This is a genomic window from Virgibacillus subterraneus (assembly GCF_900110695.1).
In the GTDB taxonomy this organism is placed as follows: Bacteria; Bacillota; Bacilli; order Bacillales; family Amphibacillaceae; genus Lentibacillus; species Lentibacillus subterraneus.
Window position 1 is genome coordinate 143,399 of record NZ_FOEH01000007.1, and the last position, 17,810, is coordinate 161,208.

The window sequence follows — 17,810 nt, forward strand, 5'->3', positions numbered from 1 at the left end:
AATATGGTTTTATCAACCCGTTAAGACAGTTATCAACCGGAGTGTGGTTTTATCAACTTGTTAGCTTGGATATCGACCGAAGCACTGTTTTATCAACCCGCTGGGACAGTTATCAACTGGAATGTGGTTTTATCAACTTGTTAGCTTGGATATCGACCGGAAAAAAAGACCTCCCAGTCAAAAACTGGAGGGCCTCCTTGATCACGCTATTTTGTAAATTCTTCAGTCAAATTGGTTACGATTTGTTTTTTACGTGATACAACGCCTTTAAGCAATGCGCGGTTATTGTCATCCAACGTTACATTAAACGCTTTATTGACATTATCTTTCGCTTCACCTAATGCAAGCACTTCTGAGTCGTTGTTTAAAATATCTGTAACAACGAATAAGAATAAATCAAGGTTTTTATCCTTTATAATCTGGGCGATCTCTGTTTCCAAATCTGTTTGGAATTGATAGATCTTCTTCGTATCGATTGCGTTTACTTGAGCTATTTCAACCTTTGCATCACCCATGGAAAATTCCTTAGCATCCATCGTGATAAGGTCAAGTACTGACTTGTCACTCAAATCTGCACCAGCTTGAAGCATTTCAAAACCGTATGTTTCCAGATTTACACCCGCGATTTCGGCTAATTCATAAGCTGCTTCGACATCTACTTTTGTACATGTTGGTGATTTTAATAATAATGAATCAGAAATAATTGCTGAAAGTAATAACCCAGCGATATCTTTGGTCACAGCTACACCATTTTCTTTGTACATTTTACTCAAAATCGTTGCTGTACAGCCAACTGGCTCAGCACGGAAATATAACGGTTCTTTCGTTTCAAAATTTGAAATACGATGATGATCAATTACTTCAGTGATGCGCACATCCTTAATGTTTTCCACACTTTGCTGAAATTCATTATGATCAACTAAAATAACATTTTTTACATCCTCGTCTACTTTTTCAATAAACTGAGGTGCGTCAACTGAAAAATAATCGAGCGCAAATTGCGTTTCTTTGCTGACAGAACCAAGTCTTGCGGGTTCTGCATCAAACCCAAGCTTATTTTTCAAATCTGCATATGCTAATGCAGAGCAAATAGTATCAGTATCCGGATTTTTATGACCAAAAATTAGTGTCTTGTCCATGTTCATTTCTCCTTTAAAACTTTGTAATCTTTATTTCTCCACCTATTAGATTACCATAATTAATTAGATTATGGACACTAATTTGCAGTTTTCAATGTTTCGGTAACTTTCCAAATAGTATCATACCCATTATAGTTGTTCAACGCAATATCCAAGTCATGGAACATACGATGCAGGTTTCTCACATGTTCTGTTTCCTGTTCATTAATTGCTCTTTTGGCCAATCCCTTTATTCGCTCTATGTCAGCCCTCAGCGCATCATCCTTTACATTTGAAAGTTTCTCATCCAATGTACTTAGTATGTTATTAGCTTGATCCTTTTGCTCTTCCCAATCAAGTGAAGCTATACGTCCATATCCTGTTGTTTCATTATAAAAATCATGCATTTCAGCAACAAACTTTCCAATATCTGTGTGGTCTTTTCCAACCGTCTTCTGAACTTCCTCAACCTTTTCCATTGTTTCCTCAGATACAGGCTCTTCATTTCCATCTGCATTTTTTTCGCTGCTGAATATTGACTTAATATCTAAGTTAAATATATTAAAAAAGAATAAAAAAGACCCGATAATTGTAACTAAAATAACGCTTAAAATCGTCCAGCCGAACCAACCCATCTTTGAACCATGGTTTTCTTTAGCCAAAAAGACACTCCTCACTATTTTCATGCTATACTCGAGTTTATCAAAACGCCTATACATTTTCTTGCATTCTGTTTAATCCAACTTATTATACCACGCTATAATGGCATATTTTGTTTCAGAATCGTGAACTTCTTCTATACTAAATCCATCGACATTTACTACTTTCACATAATACCCAGAACCGCCTTTGAATTTGACAAGACAAAAACCTTCTTTTGGTGATGGAACAATTTCAGAAATAGCTTCATCTATATACTTTTCTTTAATTCTTTCCTTATCTAATTCTTCTATGGTCCAAGATACAGATGAACCGCCTTCTAACGTTTTCATGCTATGGAATACTTCGTTCTTTAAAGATGGTGTTTTTTCATTAATCATATGGAGTAATTTAATTATTTCAGAAAAACCTAAGAACAGCATACCACTTACAAAACCACCAACTGCCCATGTAAAGAAGATTGACCAATTCATAACACCATAATAATCAGCATTTCCCAAAATCAGACCCACTATTAAACCAATTGACATTTGCGCGATTCCAATAATAAATAATATTTTTGCTACAATGTTCTCATTCATATGTATTCTAACTCCTTTCTTCCTATTAATTCTTTTATGAACAATCATTTTCCTTTATTTTTTCAGTAATTATTCCTATAGTGTATGAAGATGATATGAAAGGATTTTTCTATGAAGAAGTTTATTGTAATAGGCGCAGGAATACTTGGTGCATCTACAGCATACCAGCTTTCCAAGTCTGGTGCTAAAGTTGTGATTATTGATGGCCAGGACACCGGTCAAGCTACAGATGCTGCTGCAGGCATTGTAGCCCCATGGCTTTCGAAACGTCGAAATCAGGCTTGGTATAAGCTTGCAAAAGGCGGAGCACGTATTTACCAGGACTTGATTCAAGAATTAGCTGAAGATGGAGAACCAAATACAGGCTATGCACGAGTGGGCGCAATCAATCTCCATACTGATGAAGAGAAACTAATTGCTATGAAGGAACATGCATATAAACGACGTGAAGACGCCCCGGAAATCGGTGAAATTACACAGCTTAACTCAAAACAAACAAAAGAAATGTTCCCACTGGTGTCTGATGAATATACAGCACTTCATGTCAGTGGAGCAGCTCGGGTAGATGGACGTGCATTACGAAATGCGCTCATAAGGGGAGCTAAAAAACATGGCGCAAAGGTAATTAACGGTGATGCACGTCTGCTAGTAGAAGGAACACAAATTACAGGTGTCTCCGTTAACGGTGAGAATTTTGAGGCTGATAAAGTAATAGCAGCAACTGGTGCATGGACGAGCCAACTGCTTCAACCTCTAGGTATGCACTTTGATATTAGGCCTCAGAGAGCACAAATCATACATTTAAAGCTCCCTGGAATTTCACCAGCTAGTTGGCCTGTTGTAAAACCTCCATTTAACCAATATATGCTTACATTTGGTGACCGGGTAATTGTTGGTTCGACCCATGAGAACAACGTTGGGTTTGATAACCGTGTGACCGCAGGGGGGATTCATCATATACTTTCGAACGCGATTAAAATAGCACCAGAGCTTGAAAATGCAAGTATACTTGAAACACGTGTCGGTTTTCGACCGATGACACCGGAATCTGTTCCAGTGATTGGCAATCTGCCTGGATACAATGGTTTATTGCTGGCAAATGGGCTCGGTTCATCAGGTCTTACGATAGGGCCTTATGTAGGAAAGCAACTGGCAGATATTGCTTTAGAAAAAGAGTTGGAAATCGATTTAGCCAACTATGATATGACGCGGTTAATTCTCTAAGCACTAAGTGTTGGCCGGTGAGAACGCTTCGTCCTGTGGCGTCACCGGCACTAGATGTCCTGTACGTCGGAGCTAGACGCGGCTGATTCGGAAGTCGAGTAATCCACAGCACTTAAATTTTATAGTTTCCTATGCAATTAATAAAGGCTGTCCCTCAACTTTGGGGACAGCCTCTTGTAATTTCTATTTAACTATTAGTACTGGACAATCAGCGCGTTTAGCAACTTTGTGACTGACACTTCCTAGAATCAGAGTTTGCAAGTTATTAAGACCCCTGCTTCCAATAACAACACAGTCAAATTCGTTTTCATTTGCATGCTCTACGATTGTCGGTCCTGCTTCACCATGTAAAATATTTGTCTCGTATTCTACACCTGATGATTCTAATAAGTTCTTTACAGCTTTTATCTTTTCCTTGCGCTTTTTATCAACTTCGAATTTATTAGCATGATGCAAAACATCAGATTTTGATGTTTGTCCATCAACAGCATAAACAATTTCAATTTTGCCATCGAATTTTTCGGCAAGTTCAATAGCATACTTTGCAGATCGTGCTGAGTGTTCTGAACCATCAGTCGCCAACATTATTTTTTTAAACACAAGCCTCACCTCTTTAATCTCATCTTAACATTTTGGAACCTTAATGTCCTGATGCTTTTGAAAGTCCACCCATGCGATTTTTCAAATGCTGACTATCCTCATTCAATCCACTGTAGTAGACTTCTATATCATTCTGTTCAAATTTCATTTCTATTTTGTCAAGAGCACCGATAGCTGAATCATCCCATAGATGTGCATGTGTTAAGTCAATTTCAACTTCCTTAACTGTATCTGTAAAATTAAACTTCTTTGGAAAGTCAGTTACCGACGCAAAGAATAATTGCCCATGGACGTGATAAATTTTCTTCTCGCCATTTAGTGTAAGTTCCTTTGTTACTTTTGTTTTGGATATTTTTGCTGCAAAGAATATTGCACTCAGTAATACACCTGCAAGAACACCCTTTGAAAGATCATGTGTGACGACAACAATGACAACAGTGGTTACCATAACGGCAGCATCTGATTTAGGAAGCTTATGCAGAGTCCGTATCGATGACCAGTCAAATGTTCCAATCGCCACCATAAACATAACTCCAACTAATGCTGCCATTGGGATTTGAACAACCACTCCACCTAGCACAATAATTAAAAACATAAGAAATACACCTGCAACCAGAGAAGACAGACGACCATTTCCACCTGATTTTACATTGATAACAGACTGCCCAATCATCGCACAGCCAGCCATACCACCAAAGAAGCCAGTCACAACATTAGCAAACCCTTGCCCGCGTGTTTCTTTATTTTTATTGCTTTCTGTATCAGTCATATCATCAACAATATTAGCTGTAAGCAGTGATTCCAATAACCCTACAATTGCTAACGCAGCTGAGTACGGGAGAATAATCATGAATGTTTCCCACGTCAACGGAATAGATGGGATTAAAAACACTGGCAATTGCTGTGTTAATGCACCCATGTCTCCAACTGTACGCACACCGATATCACCATAAATTACGAATGCTGTAATAGCGATAATTGCCACTAGTGTTGATGGTACTGCTTTTGTAAATCGTGGTAAAAGATAAATAATTACAAGCGTTAACCCTACAAGGGCATACATGATCCAAGACTCATCTACAAAATGCTGCAGCTGAGCTGTGAAAATTAATATTGCCAGTGCATTTACAAATCCAACCATCACCGAACGTGGTACGAATTTCATAACACTGGATAATTTGAATACACCTACTAATACCTGAATAACTCCTGTTAGAATCGTAGCAGCTAGTAAGTATTGTAACCCATAGTCAGCAACTAGATTAACCATTAGAAGTGCCATTGCACCTGTAGCTGCTGAGATCATTCCAGGCCTGCCGCCGACAAATGCAATTACAACAGCAATACAAAAAGATGCATAAAGACCCACCATTGGGTCTACCCCTGCAATAATTGAAAAGGCAATTGCTTCTGGAATTAGCGCCATTGCGACAACCATTCCAGCCAAAACATCGCCTTTAACATTGCCAAACCATTTTTGCTTTATCTGTTCTATTCTCAATTTTTTACCTCTTTCTATAGTATAGTGTTGCTAAGCTCTCTATAAAGCTTAATCCGATTTCAACCTACGAATCATACCATAGAAACAGTAAATGGCAAAACGCCAAGAAAGCGTAAACATTGAAATATTGCTCTGATTTCCGCTTAGTTTCACTATTTTACTAGGGAATATATCTTTCACTATTTTCATAAGAACCAATTTTTGACTAAAGCATGACTTTTGACTCACAACTATTTACAGCAGGATTTGGTTTTGCTAATCTAACACTAAGTATAATTAGGGGGTAAACTGCTGTGAGTAGTAAGATTGTTGTTATAATTATTGTTGCTTTAACACTAATCATATTAATTTTTGGCTGGTTCTTTCTGAAAGATGTTATTGTTAAATTTGATATAGACCAAGATACATCCCAACAGGAAATTCATTTAGATACATTTTCAACCGAAAAAATATTTAAGCCCAAAAGTGAATTAAAATTCACTTCCGGGCTTTTTTAGCAGTTAAGGCTTGGCGAATGCCAAGTTTTCTAATTTTATCCACTAATTATAAGTAGTCAGGATACAATGAGAATCGAAATCATGATTAGGGACTTGAGAGTTGTTTAGCCACTTGCTCTTGAAGAAGTAAGGTGCTTTTCGTGGTGCTTTGCTTGGATTTGATTGATAAGTTTCTCAAAGCGCAGAAATGTGAATTGAAAAATTGGGCTCTGTATAAATGTGAATATAAATGTAAATATAAATACAGGTCCGCCCAATATTAACCCTAAAACCAGCACTGAGCTCTCCGTTATAATGCGAACCCTTCCAATAGGCGCGCCTAATTTATCTGAAATAGATAACATAAATCCATCACGTGGCCCTGATCCAACCCTGGCAGCATTATACAAACCGCCTCCGAATCCCATTACCACAATCCCTATCCCCATTAAAATAGCATCTGTCCAAGAATGACTTGCTTCAGGTAAAAAATCAAGCCATAAAAAGAGATCCACAAACATGCCAACGAGAAATGCATTTAGAAATGTACCTAATTTTATATAACTTTTATCCAAAATCCAGGACACTATAATTAACGTAATACCACATACAATATTCCATGTACCAATCGTAAAACCAAATATTTCAAAGAGGCCAACATTTAATACATCCCACGGGTGAATACCTAAGTGTTGTACATTGATTGTTACAGAAATCCCAAAGCTAAAAAAAATAAGCCCCACGACGAAAAAGGACCATCGAATAGCAGCCAGTGCAATCACCCTTCTTTCTTTGATGTCTTATCCATACTTTCTTGTATATTCAAGAATTATACAAGATTGTCACCAAAAAAACTACCCTCATCGGATCAGATGATAGCGTCCTTATCTTGTCTTCTGGTCTTTTTCACCATTATCTTCAATTATACCTAACACCACATCAGCAACTTCTGGCAGACGTAACAGTTTATCACTTAGGCTAAATTTAATGTCGTCGGCTTCAGCTAGTGAAAATCCTTTTTTGAGTTCCACAGTGCCCTCGACATGATATGTGCGCCCTTCCTGTATAGTTCTTATCTTATAGATATCCACAACAGCTTCGTCGTCTAGTAATACATCAGTAAGTTTATTTTCTACATCGGCAGGAGCTGATACGCCAATTAAGCCTACCATGTTGTCATATCCTACACGAAACGCAACAAACAGCATTAATATTCCAATAAGCATTGTAAAGATTCCATCAGCTGTAAGTAATCCAAAAACCTGTGATAGTAAAACACCAATCATGGCAAACACTGCACCAGAAGTTGCAACTAGGTCCTCATAAAACACTAAACGTGTAGCAGGAGATGCCTTTCCAGCACTTTTAAATGCAGAAGTTATTAACCAGCCAGATTGTTCTCCTTTAGATTCCTTAATAATTTCCTTCATAGCTTTAATTAAAATAGCACCATCAATTACAAGAGATGCTATTAGAACTCCTATATTTAACCACAAGTTTCCTGACCCTTTCGGATGTTGGAAAAGATGCCATCCTTCTTTTAGTGTTTCGTACGCCAATACCGAAACAACAATGACGGCAACCATACAAAATATATTGATTACCCTTCCAAACCCAGTCGGAAATCGATCGGATGGAGGTGATTCCGCAAGAACACTACCAAAAAAAACAAATCCCTGGTTAACGGAATCCGCCAGTGAATGCATTGTTGTAGCAAACATAGCACCATTTCCACTAAAAAAAGCAGCCACACCTTTTATTAGAGCTAAAAATGCATTACCTAAAGCTGCCAGACCAGAGGATGTATTTCCTTTTTTCATACGCTCCATAAATCCCATATTCGTTCCTCCTGAATGTTTATCATTATCTATGTTGCTTATTATATAGTAATTCTATACATTATTTTCATCGTCTAAACTATTGCTGTTCTCTAGCAATTTGTCGTTATTTCTATAAACTGCAACGTAATGAGATTTTCTTTTGTGCTATTGTCTCGTTCTGATGATATTGAGTGCCTAGATTCGTTCCGGCAGAATACTTCGCTTTCACCGCTCCGGGTGCCAATGCGACATCTGCTCAAGCTAGCGCTTTTGCAGTGTCTTATTATCCATGGGCATGGGCACAGCCTCCTCATTAAAGACTTGGCCACAAAAAAGCTTAACCAGTGTATTGGTTAAGCTTCTTTTCTAGTTCACAAGTGAATTCTGCATGAAATCATATAATCTATAGTCATTTCTTCCTGCCTTTTTTGCTTCATAAAGCTCTTTATCCGCATACTTTAGCATCTCACTGGCATTTTCAGGAGCTTTCGATGATGAAACAACAATACCTAGGCTTGTTGTTATCCCAAAATCATATTTTTCAACACACCAAGGCTCGTTCATTATGTTGATAATTCGATTAGCTATTTCAAGAACATCATTAGTGGAAGTGATATTAGGTACCAATAAAGTGAATTCGTCTCCACCTAAGCGTGCAAGTAAATCCTCATCACGAATTACCTTACTAATCCTCAATCCAAATTCCTGAATTACCTGATCTCCAATACTGTGCCCCATTTTATCATTAATCAATTTAAATTTATCAAGATCCATCATAATTAACGCCAGTCGCTGATCAGTATCTTTTATTCTCTCTATATGCTCTGTTAATTGTTTGACAAAATAACGGCGATTCGGCAATCCGGTTAATGGATCATGATATGCCATATGCTGTAACTGCTGTTCATAATCTTTTCGGAGTGTAATATTTCTTGATACCACTACCATATGTGTAAACTGATTTTCATCATCATAAACAGGAGAGCCAAGTAATTCCGACCAGATGTAATCACCATCTCCATGTTTCTGTCTAAATTGTTCCTTCCACGTTGTTTTATTCCGAATTGATTCTATAAACGATTCCTGCAATCGTCCCCGATCATCTGTGTGTACATTATGCAAAAAAGGTTTGTTAATATATTCATTTTCTTCATAGTCCAAGACTTCTTTGTAAGAAGGCGAGACGTATACAATTTCACCTTGATTATCAATCATTGTTATTAAATCATTCGAGTTCTCTGTAATTATTCGAAATTGATCTTCGCTTTCTTTATACTTTCTGCCCAGTTGTATTTGTTCATTAATATCTTTAAAAATGCCATATATGCCAACTATATCATCATTTATAATGATAGGAGTAAGCTTAACAATAACCTCTACCATTTCATTTGATTTATTAAGTATAGTCAACTGATGTTCCTGTGGAATTCCTTTTATTACATTACGAAAATTTTTACTAGCTAAATCTTTATCTTTTGAAGCAAATAATTCAGTGAAAGGAGAGTTCTTCATTTCTTTGGCATTGTAGCCAAAAACTGATTCTACTGCACTATTACCATTTTGGATGTTTCCTGTAAGACTGAGGGAAAATATAGCATCTAAATTATAATCATAAAGGGATCGATATTTTTGCTTATTGCGGTACAAATCGTTTTTCGACTTTTGAATTTCAAACTCAGTCATCCTTCGCCGGGTAATATCCTTTACCAGAGCAACAATATGTGTGCAAATACCATCATTATCGCATAAAGGAGTCAATGTCGTTTCTGAATATTTAATACCTGATGGCGCCTCGTAAAAATCTTCGTATGATAATCCATCTTTTAATTCGATAGCTGTTGTATACTTCTCTATCAAAAAATTCGCTGTCTTTTGGGGATAAACATCCTGAATTGTTCGTCCAATAACCTTATCCGTAAGAATCGTTTGTTTAATTGCCGCGTGATTAAGAAATTCATAACAAAAATCACGATTATTGTCTATCGCAATAATAAAAACCATCTCTTTAATTCCGTTCATCAAAACATTATTGAAAAATAAGGATTTATCATAGCTCATATTAATCTCCTCCTTTCCACAGAATTATTACTATTATGTAAAATTTAATTATTTAAATTAATTATGTTAATTTCATTATATACTCTATATAAAATTTTTCTAGTCCTTTTATACTATTTTTTAACATTTTTTATTATTTTCACCCATAAATTCTGAAATTAGTGGATTGTATTTTATCGATATTTATATTTTCTATATATTAAACGAAATCAAAAAAGAACTGAGCCTCTATTTCTAGTAGCTCAGTTCTTTTTCGATTTCTTAAACACAAAATATTTAATCATAAAAAAGCTTGCAATAAATGAAAGGAGCATAGCCAGACCCTTGGCAACATTGTATCGCAGCCAATTAGGGACACCGAAACTTTCCAGTAGGGTATTGGATGCAATAAACACAAGGTTATTAACACCTAAGCTCACTATGCCTTGCACAATGAAAAGAATTCGCTGTCGATTACTGCCTTTAGCTGAGTGTTGAAATGTAAAGCTAGCATTCCAAAAATAGCTATTAGCTACAGCTAGTGTGTAGGCGATGGTATTAAAAAGCAGAAGCAAGCCTCTTTCATCTGTGTGGAATAATAATAGCAATAAGTTTAGTGTCCCAATATCAATCCCTGCATTCGAAACCCCAATTACACTAAACTGCAGAAATTGAAATGGGCCTTTATTTTTTTTGTTCTGTGTCATGGGACTCCTCTATTTAAGCGGTTTAAGAATTGGAGATTTATATGTCAGTTTGCTTTATTACTCTTTTCTTCAACTACACTGACTATTTCTTCATAGTAATCAAGCACTTGTTTGGATTGAGCCTCCCAACCCATTTCTGAAATTTCTTTATGAGCTGCTTTTGCCAACCGCTTTCTTAATGTTTCATCTTCAAACTTAAGCAATGTTGTTGTGAAATCATCTTGCTTATCAGGGTTGTACAGCAAGCCGGTATGATTATTTTCTATTTGTTCACAAGTTGGTCCACTTTCAGCTGCTACAAGTGGCAGCCCAGAAGCCATTGCTTCCGTAATTACGAGACCAAGCGTTTCAGTAGTCGATGGAAATACAAAGACATCTGATGAAGCATAAGCCTTAGCAAGTTCATCACCATGTAATAAACCAGTAAATACTGTACTAGTACCAGCGAAATGTTTTTCCAACTCGCGCCTATGCGGACCATCCCCTACAATAGCAAGGACAAATTCATCAGATGCTTTCAGTACTGACTTTATTTTCTCTATTTCTTTCTCTGGAGCAAGTCTGCCAACATACAATAACAGCTTTTTCTCAGGATGGCCATTTGATAGTCTGTCCCGCATTTCATTGTCATACTTATTAGGATGAAACAACTCCGTATCTACACCACGCTTCCAGACATGTACATTTTGAAATCCGTGTCCTACTAACTCTTCCTTAACTGTATTTGAAGTACAGAGATTTAACTCCGCCTTATTATGCAGCTTTCGAAAGTACCACCATACTAATCCCTTGAAAAGAGAGACTTTATAGTAATCCAAATATTGCGCTACATTTGTGTGATAAGAAGCAATCATTGGATATCCAAGCTTTTTAGAGTAGTATACACCAGATAAACCAAGAATAGCCGGATTTACCACATGAACAATATCAGGATCGTATTCTTTCAACAGACCACTAACTTTTCGATTAGGAAGGGCAAATTTTTTGGAGCGATAAAAAGGAAGGGTCCGCGCTGGCACCCCATCTATTTTTGCTCCTTCAAATTCATAAACACCAAGATCTGGTGCTATTACTCTAACATCATGTCCTTCTTTTAAGAAGTAGCGAATACATGCTTTTAATCTGGTAACAACTCCATCAGTTGATGGCAGAAAAGTTTCAGTTACGATAGCAATTTTCATAGGTGACACTTCCTTGTTTATTTCCAGGATACTTGTGGCAGTACGTTTTCTTTAATTACTCGTTCTTTATGATTTACTACTGTTTTAAGAATTCCACGAATTACATCATCAGTCAGTAAATTAGGTTCCAAACCAAGGTCTCGAAGCTTTGTATTTTCTGCATGGAAGAAATGCTCTTCCAATTCAACTCTTGGGTTGTCAAGATGCGCAATTGTTGTTTCAAAGCCTTCTTCTTGTGCAACCTTCTCAACTTTATTAGCCAGATCCAATACAGAAAACTCCTCTGTAAATTGGTTAAACACTCGGAACTCTCCTCGATCAGCTGGATTATTCGCTGCGATCTCTATACAGCGTACGGTATCCTTAATGTTTAAAAAGCCACGTGTTTGTCCGCCTTTTCCGTAAACTGTAATATCATGGCCAATAGTTGACTGGATAATGAAACGATTCAATGCAGTACCAAATACCCCATCATAGTCCAGGCGGTTAGATAAAACTGGATCCATTTGCGTTTCATCTGTATCTAATCCATAAACAACTCCCTGGTTTAAATCAGTTGCTCTTATTCCCCAAATTTTACATGCGAACGTTATATTATGGCTGTCATGAACCTTCGACAGGTGATAAAAAGAACCTGGCTGTTTCGGGAAAGGAAGAACATCTTTTCTTCCTTTATGTTCTATCTCGATATACCCTTCTTCTATTTCAATATTAGGTGTACCATATTCACCCATTGTACCCAATTTAATTAAATGGCAATCAGGAACAATTTCTTTTATACCATACAATACGTTTAACGTTCCTGTTACATTATTGTTTTGCGTAAACACAGCATGTTCCCTATCGATCATAGAATATGGTGCAGACCGCTGTTCAGCAAAATGAGCAAACGCATCAGGCTGCTCCTTTTTTAAAACTTCACGTAAAAAATCATAATGCGTCAAGTCTCCATCATATACCCGAATTTCTTTGCCGGTAAGCTCTTTCCATTTTGCTACTCGTTCTTCAAGTGTTGCAATAGGAGTAATGGAGTTCGAGTGCAGTTCATTATCCCACTTTCTTCTGACCATATTATCAATAATGGCTACATCATGCCCCTGTTTTGATAAATACAAGGCGGTCGGCCAGCCACAAAAGCCATCTCCTCCAGCTACTATAATTTTCATAAGATTTTCTCCTCTTTTTAAAGTATTCGTATGTTGTATGCTCCTACTTCTATATTCAGGTAACGATAGAATAATCATACCAAAACAGTTTTCGCAAGCATATCTATCCTTTTAAAAATTATCATGTTATGAGTATTATTACAAATGATGTGATAATAGTTGCCTTGGAAAAACTGCAAAAAATATTATTTCCGTAATAGGTTTCCTATTTTCAGGAGTAAAATACAAAATAAAAGTCAAATTTAAAGATCATTATTATCTCTTTTCCAGAAGTCACTCTGTATTATCTTTTGCTTTTTCAAATAAAGCTTCCGGAATCATTTCAAAGCCTTCAATCACCGTGTTTTCCTCCACTTCCATCATTAAGAAACGCTTTCCGCTGAAATGAACTTGACGTACATATCTTAAGTCTTGTGGACTGATGGAGATATTAGCTAGTTTCGTCTCTATTTTAATAGACTTTGAATTATATTTAGGTACAATGTTATTCGCTTTAAACTCATATGATTCATCATCAGTCACAGTTTTAAAAGCAGTTTCTACTTTATCCGAATTAACATCTTCTATCCCACTGCTTTTCAAAACTTTTTCGACATCTTTGTAGTCTAATTTCGGTATCTCTTCCTCTTCATTCTCTTCCACGACACGATGAATCTCATCGTATACATTTGAAAGTGTGGAAGTGTTGATTTTTTGATCACCAGCTACATTTTTTACAATTTCCTCAAAAACAATTTTATCCTGTGCAGCAGTCATTTTTTCTTCCGCATTTAAAACTTCCTCGATGAAATGATAATTAAGTTCATTTTTCTTCCCTGCCGAATACAGCACGTGGTTAACATCAGCAGCATTATCCGTAATTGAAGGGAATAGGAATCCTGATATTGGAGCCTTCAGATTGATAATCGGATCTAAGACAATATTATACTTAAACTCCTTTTCGACATAGTCAAACAGTAATTCCTTTTTTGGATCTTGCGTTTTATTCATACTGCATAAAATAAAAGGATGGGAATATACCGTATCACGTTCACTTTCTTCTGACTCGTCGCTCATGTTCTTCATCGGTTTCATATATTCTCCTCGAATAAAGGTTACGACAATATCCATTTCATATTGCTTATCCTTCAGCATTTTTTCTACAATATGAAGCATTTGACCCTTCCATTCCTCTGTATCATTACTTAATAAACCCTGGTGAAGAATTAGCTGACTGTTATTTTCCACATCGCGCTGGAACTTTAATTCGAATAATTTTTCATCCAACTGGCCTGATAGTACTTTTTTAAAGTTATCCATAAACAACTCTTTCTGTTCATCTTCCAATAGTTCAAATGATAAACTTTGATGATGATATATTTCACTAGACTCTTTCATTATATACACATTAAAGATTTCGTTAATTTTTAATAAGTCATTATTTAATTTGAATTGTTTACGAATACTTGCTATGTCTTGTTTGTTCAATCTTATTCCACTCCTATGTTCATTATCAGCATGTGCAGCATTATGCACACATTCTTTCATTTTATCATAGATGTACTTGTTTCCGCCTACTCATTTCTCCCTTAACTACTAGAAATGCAGATGTCTAATACACCCTTCAGCACTTCATTTACTTAAACCATAATAATGCCTACCCTAATTCCCTATATAAATAAAAACAATTATTTTCGGATCTGTTATCACTCTTATAATCGTACGTTGAGAGTGAACGCGTTTTCTTGACAGTTCAAAGTGATAATCAAATGTAGTTACGTCGAATTTATCAAAATAGGACACAAAGCTAAACAAAAAGAGCCTTGGAATAAAATGCTTTCTCTCCTTAAAGACACATCATTGAGTTTCGAATATTAATCGTGGATGATTAAATCGTACACGATTAATTTAAAAATAGGAGGAATCATGATGACAACAGTTTATGACTTCACCGTTAAGAAGACAAATGGATCCGAGCAATCTTTAAAGGAATTAGAAGGAAAGCCTCTACTTATTGTGAATACTGCTAGTAAATGTGGATTAAATAATCAATTTAAGGAGATTCAAGAAATGTATGACAATTATAAGGATCAGGGGTTAGAGATATTAGGATTTCCATGCGGCCAATTTAACAACCAGGAATTTGATAATATTGAGGAAACTACGGAGTTCTGCCAACTAAATTTTGGAGTAACGTTTCCAATGTTTGGCAAGATTGATGTTAACGGTGAAAATGAGGATACTTTATACAGGTACTTAAAATCAGAAAAAGGTGGCCTCCTTTCAAAAGATATCAAATGGAACTTCACAAAATTCCTAATCGATCGAAATGGACACGTAGTTGAGCGCTATGCACCTACAACAAAACCAGGGAAAATAGAAAAAGATATTATGAAACAATTATAATTTCAAAGGGGATGAGTTATTTGGAGGATTTTTTAACACTAGATAATCAGCTTTGTTTTGCAATTTATGAGACAAGTAGTCAATTTACTAAGTTATATTCAAAAGTACTTCATCCCTTTGGTATTACCTATCCTCAATACTTAGTCTTATTAGCGCTATGGGAGAAAGACGGGCCTACAGTCAAGGAAATGGGTGAACGTTTAAATTTAGGTACTGGAACATTAACCCCCCTGATCAAAAGAATGGAAGCAAATGGTTGGGTTAAAAAAGAGCGTACCAATAGCGATGAGCGAAAAGTTTATGTTTTTGTTCAGCCAAAAGCTATAGAAGAAAAAGATGCCATCAATCAATCCATTGCAAGCGAAGTAAATACATGCAATATCGAGTTATATGAATACGAACAATTGATGAGTCAGTTAAAGGTTCTTCATGACAAACTGATGAACCGAAATAATCGATAGTTCTTTAAGAAAGTGTAAATAGGGGATCAAATCATTCAGCGGACAACTGTCCAAATGAAGAGTCTGATCCCCTATAATTTTTTTACACTCAGAAACCCTGGGCAACAATCTTAGTAACAGATGCTACTGTGTTAAAATTGTTTAAAATAATTTCAAAACATACCTTTCTACCCTTTATTCCAAAACAAAAAAACACCTACAAACATTGGTGTTTCAACATTTATAGGTATTCCTATCATTTTTTAATTCAATTATATATTTCTTATAGATACCGGTGGTCGGGTTCGAACCGACACTCCCAGAGGGAACATGATTTTGAGTCATGCGCGTCTGCCAATTCCGCCACACCGGCATATGTTGGAGGCGGTAACCGGATTTGAACCGGTGATAAAGGTTTTGCAGACCTCTGCCTTACCACTTGGCTATACCGCCAAAACGAAGTAATGGAGCGGAAGACGGGATTCGAACCCGCGACCCCCACCTTGGCAAGGTGGTGTTCTACCACTGAACTACTTCCGCATAATGGCTGGGCTACCAGGATTCGAACCTGGGAATCACGGGATCAAAACCCGATGCCTTACCGCTTGGCTATAGCCCAATAAGATTGAAATTTATGGGGCGACCGGTGGGGATCGAACCCACGAATGCCGGAGCCACAATCCGGTGCGTTAACCACTTCGCCACGACCGCCATAATAAAATAATGGCAGGGGTAGTAGGAATCGAACCCACATCAAAGGTTTTGGAGACCTTCGTTTTACCATTAAACTATACCCCTACTTGTTAAAAAAATATATGGTGGAGGGGGAGAGATTCGAACTCCCGAACCCTGAGGGAGCGGATTTACAGTCCGCCGCGTTTAGCCACTTCGCTACCCCTCCATATAAATGTAAATGCAAAAATGGTGGCTCCGGACGGAATCGAACCGCCGACACAAGGATTTTCAGTCCTTTGCTCTACCGACTGAGCTACAGAGCCAATATATATATGCTATTGCTATAGATTTAAATGGCGGTCCGGACGGGACTCGAACCCGCGACCTCCTGCGTGACAGGCAGGCATTCTAACCAACTGAACTACCGGACCAAATATGTAAAATGCAGATATGCTTAAATTGTTGGCAGTCAAAGCACACTATTACTTTCAATTAGCAACGAAGTAAATTCGACGTAGTAATCTGAATAACATTGGTTGCGGGGGCAAGATTTGAACTTGCGACCTTTGGGTTATGAGCCCAACGAGCTACCAGACTGCTCCACCCCGCGATATGAGATAGTATTAACTTTGAACTTTCGTCTAAAATGGTGGAGGATGCAGGGCTCGAACCTGCGACCCCCTGCTTGTAAGGCAGGTGCTCTCCCAGCTGAGCTAATCCTCCATATTAGTGGTGACCCGTACGGGACTCGAACCCGTGTTACCGCCGTGAAAGGGCGGTGTCTTAACCGCTTGACCAACGGGCCAAAAATATAAATGGCGGAGAGCGAGGGATTCGAACCCTCGAGGCCGCGATAACGGCCTACACGATTTCCAATCGTGCTCCTTCGGCCACTCGGACAGCTCTCCATGGCTCCACAGGTAGGAATCGAACCTACGACCGATCGGTTAACAGCCGATTGCTCTACCGCTGAGCTACTGTGGAATAATCCAAATACAGGATATCGATGCTCAGACAATGTTTGTCATATTGCATGCTTATCCGGAGTAGCCTCACTCCTTAAATGACCCATCTTTAAGTTTTTAAAAGATGTTTTGGCCAAATTGCTATGGAATGGGATTTGCCTGGCGGCGTCCTACTCTTGCAGGGGCAAAGCCCCAACTACCATCGGCGCTGGAGAGCTTAACTACTGTGTTCGGCATGGAAACAGGTGTGTCCTCTCCGCTAATGCTACCAGAC

The 17,810-nt window shown here is 37.5% G+C and carries 16 protein-coding genes, 14 tRNA genes and 1 rRNA gene; 4 read left to right on the forward strand and 27 right to left on the reverse strand.

What is annotated here, in order from left to right; genetic code table 11:
- Positions 1-206: 206 nt before the first annotated feature.
- The 3 genes from BMY13_RS17205 to BMY13_RS17215 form a co-directional block, all read right to left on the reverse strand.
- Positions 207-1,139 carry a manganese-dependent inorganic pyrophosphatase gene (locus BMY13_RS17205; RefSeq protein ID WP_092506142.1) on the reverse strand — a complete coding sequence of 311 codons (933 nt, stop codon included), beginning with the start codon at positions 1,137-1,139 and terminating at the stop codon, positions 207-209.
- A 77-nt stretch (positions 1,140-1,216) separates the two neighbouring features.
- The gene (locus BMY13_RS17210) at positions 1,217-1,780 is read right to left on the reverse strand and encodes a hypothetical protein (RefSeq protein WP_245736144.1); all 564 of its coding nucleotides are present in this window, start codon (positions 1,778-1,780) and stop codon (positions 1,217-1,219) included.
- A 72-nt stretch (positions 1,781-1,852) separates the two neighbouring features.
- The gene (locus tag BMY13_RS17215; protein WP_092506144.1) at positions 1,853-2,359 is read right to left on the reverse strand and encodes a hypothetical protein; all 507 of its coding nucleotides are present in this window, start codon (positions 2,357-2,359) and stop codon (positions 1,853-1,855) included.
- A gap of 111 nt (positions 2,360-2,470) precedes the next feature.
- Here BMY13_RS17215 and BMY13_RS17220 point away from each other — a divergent pair, with 111 nt between their 5' ends.
- Complete coding sequence (locus tag BMY13_RS17220; protein ID WP_092506146.1) at positions 2,471-3,583, forward strand: NAD(P)/FAD-dependent oxidoreductase; 1,113 nt, start codon at positions 2,471-2,473, stop codon at positions 3,581-3,583.
- Positions 3,584-3,766: 183 nt separating this feature from the next.
- On the opposite strand, the gene BMY13_RS17225 is transcribed toward BMY13_RS17220, so the two are convergent.
- Together BMY13_RS17225 and BMY13_RS17230 are read right to left on the reverse strand one after the other, a co-directional pair.
- On the reverse strand, positions 3,767-4,183 hold the full coding sequence (locus BMY13_RS17225) for a universal stress protein (protein WP_092506148.1): 417 nt from the start codon (positions 4,181-4,183) through the stop codon (positions 3,767-3,769).
- 40 nt (positions 4,184-4,223) lie between these two features.
- The gene (locus tag BMY13_RS17230; protein WP_092493262.1) at positions 4,224-5,684 is read right to left on the reverse strand and encodes a SulP family inorganic anion transporter; all 1,461 of its coding nucleotides are present in this window, start codon (positions 5,682-5,684) and stop codon (positions 4,224-4,226) included.
- 293 nt (positions 5,685-5,977) lie between these two features.
- Between BMY13_RS17230 and BMY13_RS17235 the strand changes: the two genes are divergently transcribed.
- A complete protein-coding gene (locus BMY13_RS17235; protein ID WP_092493261.1) occupies positions 5,978-6,181 on the forward strand; it encodes a hypothetical protein in 204 nt (67 codons plus the stop codon).
- Positions 6,182-6,285: 104 nt separating this feature from the next.
- Here the strand turns inward: BMY13_RS17235 and BMY13_RS17240 are convergent, their stop codons facing one another.
- The 7 genes from BMY13_RS17240 to BMY13_RS17270 all read right to left on the reverse strand — a co-directional run bounded on the left by BMY13_RS17240 (position 6,286) and on the right by BMY13_RS17270 (position 14,538).
- Positions 6,286-6,939 carry a YczE/YyaS/YitT family protein gene (locus BMY13_RS17240; protein WP_092506172.1) on the reverse strand — a complete coding sequence of 218 codons (654 nt, stop codon included), beginning with the start codon at positions 6,937-6,939 and terminating at the stop codon, positions 6,286-6,288.
- A 105-nt stretch (positions 6,940-7,044) separates the two neighbouring features.
- Positions 7,045-7,998 carry a cation diffusion facilitator family transporter gene (locus BMY13_RS17245; RefSeq protein WP_092493260.1) on the reverse strand — a complete coding sequence of 318 codons (954 nt, stop codon included), beginning with the start codon at positions 7,996-7,998 and terminating at the stop codon, positions 7,045-7,047.
- 348 nt (positions 7,999-8,346) lie between these two features.
- Positions 8,347-10,038, reverse strand: a complete 1,692-nt coding sequence (locus BMY13_RS17250) for a sensor domain-containing protein (RefSeq protein WP_092506150.1) — start codon at positions 10,036-10,038, stop codon at positions 8,347-8,349.
- 242 nt (positions 10,039-10,280) lie between these two features.
- Complete coding sequence (locus tag BMY13_RS17255; RefSeq protein ID WP_092506152.1) at positions 10,281-10,724, reverse strand: GtrA family protein; 444 nt, start codon at positions 10,722-10,724, stop codon at positions 10,281-10,283.
- 44 nt (positions 10,725-10,768) lie between these two features.
- Complete coding sequence (locus tag BMY13_RS17260; protein ID WP_092493257.1) at positions 10,769-11,905, reverse strand: glycosyltransferase family 4 protein; 1,137 nt, start codon at positions 11,903-11,905, stop codon at positions 10,769-10,771.
- A gap of 17 nt (positions 11,906-11,922) precedes the next feature.
- A complete protein-coding gene (locus BMY13_RS17265) occupies positions 11,923-13,071 on the reverse strand; it encodes an NAD-dependent epimerase/dehydratase family protein (protein ID WP_092493256.1) in 1,149 nt (382 codons plus the stop codon).
- Between the two features lie 273 nt (positions 13,072-13,344).
- The gene (locus BMY13_RS17270; protein WP_092506154.1) at positions 13,345-14,538 is read right to left on the reverse strand and encodes a DUF4317 domain-containing protein; all 1,194 of its coding nucleotides are present in this window, start codon (positions 14,536-14,538) and stop codon (positions 13,345-13,347) included.
- 441 nt (positions 14,539-14,979) lie between these two features.
- Between BMY13_RS17270 and BMY13_RS17275 the strand changes: the two genes are divergently transcribed.
- Both BMY13_RS17275 and BMY13_RS17280 read left to right on the forward strand, forming a co-directional pair.
- Positions 14,980-15,456, forward strand: a complete 477-nt coding sequence (locus BMY13_RS17275; RefSeq protein ID WP_092506156.1) for a glutathione peroxidase — start codon at positions 14,980-14,982, stop codon at positions 15,454-15,456.
- 20 nt (positions 15,457-15,476) lie between these two features.
- Positions 15,477-15,917, forward strand: coding sequence for a MarR family winged helix-turn-helix transcriptional regulator (locus BMY13_RS17280; RefSeq protein ID WP_092506158.1), 441 nt, complete (start codon positions 15,477-15,479; stop codon positions 15,915-15,917).
- Positions 15,918-16,186: 269 nt separating this feature from the next.
- Here the strand turns inward: BMY13_RS17280 and BMY13_RS17285 are convergent.
- The 15 genes from BMY13_RS17285 to rrf all read right to left on the reverse strand — a co-directional run bounded on the left by BMY13_RS17285 (position 16,187) and on the right by rrf (position 17,809).
- A tRNA-Leu gene (locus BMY13_RS17285) sits at positions 16,187-16,269 on the reverse strand.
- A 6-nt stretch (positions 16,270-16,275) separates the two neighbouring features.
- Positions 16,276-16,349: transfer RNA gene (locus tag BMY13_RS17290), tRNA-Cys, on the reverse strand.
- 12 nt (positions 16,350-16,361) lie between these two features.
- Positions 16,362-16,436: transfer RNA gene (locus BMY13_RS17295), tRNA-Gly, on the reverse strand.
- Between the two features lie 4 nt (positions 16,437-16,440).
- Positions 16,441-16,515 (reverse strand) — tRNA-Gln (locus tag BMY13_RS17300).
- A 16-nt stretch (positions 16,516-16,531) separates the two neighbouring features.
- Positions 16,532-16,607, reverse strand: a tRNA-His gene (locus BMY13_RS17305).
- Between the two features lie 13 nt (positions 16,608-16,620).
- A tRNA-Trp gene (locus BMY13_RS17310) sits at positions 16,621-16,694 on the reverse strand.
- An 18-nt stretch (positions 16,695-16,712) separates the two neighbouring features.
- Positions 16,713-16,797: transfer RNA gene (locus BMY13_RS17315), tRNA-Tyr, on the reverse strand.
- Between the two features lie 21 nt (positions 16,798-16,818).
- Positions 16,819-16,894 (reverse strand) — tRNA-Phe (locus BMY13_RS17320).
- Positions 16,895-16,925: 31 nt separating this feature from the next.
- Positions 16,926-17,002, reverse strand: a tRNA-Asp gene (locus BMY13_RS17325).
- Between the two features lie 102 nt (positions 17,003-17,104).
- Positions 17,105-17,181 (reverse strand) — tRNA-Met (locus BMY13_RS17330).
- Positions 17,182-17,218: 37 nt separating this feature from the next.
- Positions 17,219-17,294, reverse strand: a tRNA-Val gene (locus tag BMY13_RS17335).
- Between the two features lie 7 nt (positions 17,295-17,301).
- Positions 17,302-17,376, reverse strand: a tRNA-Glu gene (locus BMY13_RS17340).
- Positions 17,377-17,387: 11 nt separating this feature from the next.
- Positions 17,388-17,479, reverse strand: a tRNA-Ser gene (locus BMY13_RS17345).
- A gap of 1 nt (position 17,480) precedes the next feature.
- Positions 17,481-17,555: transfer RNA gene (locus BMY13_RS17350), tRNA-Asn, on the reverse strand.
- 138 nt (positions 17,556-17,693) lie between these two features.
- Positions 17,694-17,809 (reverse strand): 5S ribosomal RNA (rrf, locus tag BMY13_RS17355).
- Position 17,810: the final 1 nt, after the last annotated feature.

Excerpts from the sequence above, each read along its gene's own strand:
- BMY13_RS17205 (WP_092506142.1), bottom strand. The coding sequence starts at position 1,139 with ATGGACAAGACACTAATTTTTGGTCATAAAAATCCGGATACTGATACT.
- BMY13_RS17215 (WP_092506144.1), bottom strand. The coding sequence starts at position 2,359 with ATGAATGAGAACATTGTAGCAAAAATATTATTTATTATTGGAATCGCG.
- BMY13_RS17220 (WP_092506146.1), top strand. The coding sequence starts at position 2,471 with ATGAAGAAGTTTATTGTAATAGGCGCAGGAATACTTGGTGCATCTACA.
- BMY13_RS17245 (WP_092493260.1), bottom strand. The coding sequence starts at position 7,998 with ATGGGATTTATGGAGCGTATGAAAAAAGGAAATACATCCTCTGGTCTG.
- BMY13_RS17250 (WP_092506150.1), bottom strand. The coding sequence starts at position 10,038 with ATGAGCTATGATAAATCCTTATTTTTCAATAATGTTTTGATGAACGGA.
- BMY13_RS17255 (WP_092506152.1), bottom strand. The coding sequence starts at position 10,724 with ATGACACAGAACAAAAAAAATAAAGGCCCATTTCAATTTCTGCAGTTT.
- BMY13_RS17260 (WP_092493257.1), bottom strand. The coding sequence starts at position 11,905 with ATGAAAATTGCTATCGTAACTGAAACTTTTCTGCCATCAACTGATGGA.
- BMY13_RS17265 (WP_092493256.1), bottom strand. The coding sequence starts at position 13,071 with ATGAAAATTATAGTAGCTGGAGGAGATGGCTTTTGTGGCTGGCCGACC.
- BMY13_RS17275 (WP_092506156.1), top strand. The coding sequence starts at position 14,980 with ATGACAACAGTTTATGACTTCACCGTTAAGAAGACAAATGGATCCGAG.